The sequence below is a fragment of the Cupriavidus sp. R6-3 genome (genome assembly GCF_059772245.1).
This window is the reverse complement of the sequence record NZ_JCBAJO010000418.1, coordinates 1-1,885: the sequence shown is the minus strand read 5'-3', so window position 1 is coordinate 1,885 and position 1,885 is coordinate 1. Positions and strand designations below refer to the sequence as shown.

Genomic DNA, 1,885 nt, shown 5'->3' with positions numbered 1-1,885 from the left:
GTCGCTGTCGTCGAACACCAGCTGGTTGGCACCTTCGCCGCCATGTTCGCGGCTCTTGAAGCCGCTCAGGGCAGCGGCGTTACGGTGACCTTCCTTATCGGCGCTCATGCCGTGCCACGCCGGTGCATGGCCGCCGGCCACATTGGCCTGTGCGCTGGGCGCGGTGTCGCTGCCTTGCTGATAGACGGAGCCATCGGTAGCAGCCGCCTGCTTGCCGCCCGGCGTCGGCGCAATGCCGCCCTCGCCCTGCCCGTTGTACAGCGCGCCGATCACGATCGGCTGGTCGATATCGTCGTCGGCGAACTTGACCAGCACCTCCTGGCCGATGCGCGGCAGCCATTGCCAGCCCATGCCGGCGCCGGCCTGGCGCTGCGCCACCCGGATCCAGCGCGTGCTGCGGTCGTCCTCGCGCTCGCCTTTCTGCCACGGGAAGCGGACCCGGATCTCGCCGCGCGGGCTGACATGGTGTTCGGCATCGCCGCTCGGCTGCGTCTCGCCTTGCGGGCCGACCACGGTGGCGGTCTGCACGCCGAGCGCCGTAGGAGCGGAGAACAACCGTGCACCATCGGCATCGGCCACGCGCGGGCGCCACGGGCGCCGCGCGTCGCAGGCGCGGAACAGGTTGGCGTAGCCGTATTGCTCGGCGGCCTGGCGCAGCGAGGCCGTCGGCACGCTGCGTTCCACCGTATGACCCTGCGCCAGGAAGCCCATCGTCATCGGCCCATTCTCCGGCGCGCTGGGCGGCGTATCGAAGCACAGCGCCGCATCGAGCGGGCCGAGCCGCTGGCCCAGCGCCGCACGCGTCTCCGCTGCCAGATTGTTCAGGCCGCAATGCTCGACGATATCGAGCAGCAAGGGATACGCGGCCTCGGCGTCTTCCTGCCTGGGCAGATGCGGGCAATCGGCAACCGCCACACGGGTGCCGCTGACGAAGGTGCGCACGGTACCCTGCCCGGCAAACAGCTGCGCGCGTGCCTCGATGCTCTCCATCAATTGCTCGGCCAGCCGCTGCGCGCCGGCCGCATCGCCGACCACCGACTGGCTGACCGACAGATAGGGCTCGGGACATTGCGCGCCGCCGCCGAGCTTGGCCGGAGCATGGCCGCGCAGCGTGCGCTTGCCATTGCCGTCCCACGCGACCACCGCGACACCGGGCACCGTCACGCGGCTATGGCAGGCCAGCTGCTGCACGGCGTCGGCTTCTACCTGGCTGTGCGCGCGGTGATAGCGAACGCTTGAAACCTGACCTTCCAGCAATTGCGGACTGTCGGCGAAGATGGATAACGCATGGCCCGACGGCGCGTGCTCGTCCTCGACGAAGGCAAAACCCAACCCCGCCTCGGCCAGCAGCCGCGACAGGAAGGCGTAATCGGTCTCGCGATATTGGCTGACGTGTTCGCGCGGACCCAGCGCATCGATGCGCTGCTGCGCGCCCGCGGTGTAGCGCCACACCGCATGGGGTGCGTACGGCGACAGGATCTGTTCGGCGATATCGGCCAGCGTACGATTCTGAAATACCTGGCTGTGCCGCTGCTGCGTGGCCAGCCACAGCCACGGCACCACGGTCAGCCGATAGCGCGCCAGGCTGCCATCGGCGCCGAGCTTCTCGGCCTTGCGCACCAGGCCGCTGCGGCGAATACGGCCGCCGTCGGCCAGCGTGGTCCCCAGCGTCACCTTCGCGCCGAGCAGGGACTTGAGCGGCAATCGCGCGTTGGCGCTGACCGCGACGATGCGCCATTCGCTCAGCTCAGACAGCGCCTCGCGGCCGAGCCAGGCCTCGACGGCCAGTTCGCCGATGACCCCCTCGCCTTCGAGCTGGAACAGCCGCCGCGCCGGGGAAAACAGGGGCTGAATCAGGGTGGTGTGGTCCATGGCGGTTCGGTGT

At 69.5% G+C, this 1,885-nt stretch carries 1 protein-coding gene; it reads right to left on the bottom strand.

Features of this window, described 5'->3' with window-relative positions; genetic code table 11:
- The coding region (locus AC6EI8_RS26280) for a type VI secretion system Vgr family protein (RefSeq protein WP_498383365.1) at positions 1 to 1,872 on the bottom strand (1,872 nt) is incomplete at its 3' end.
- Positions 1,873 to 1,885 lie beyond the last annotated feature (13 nt).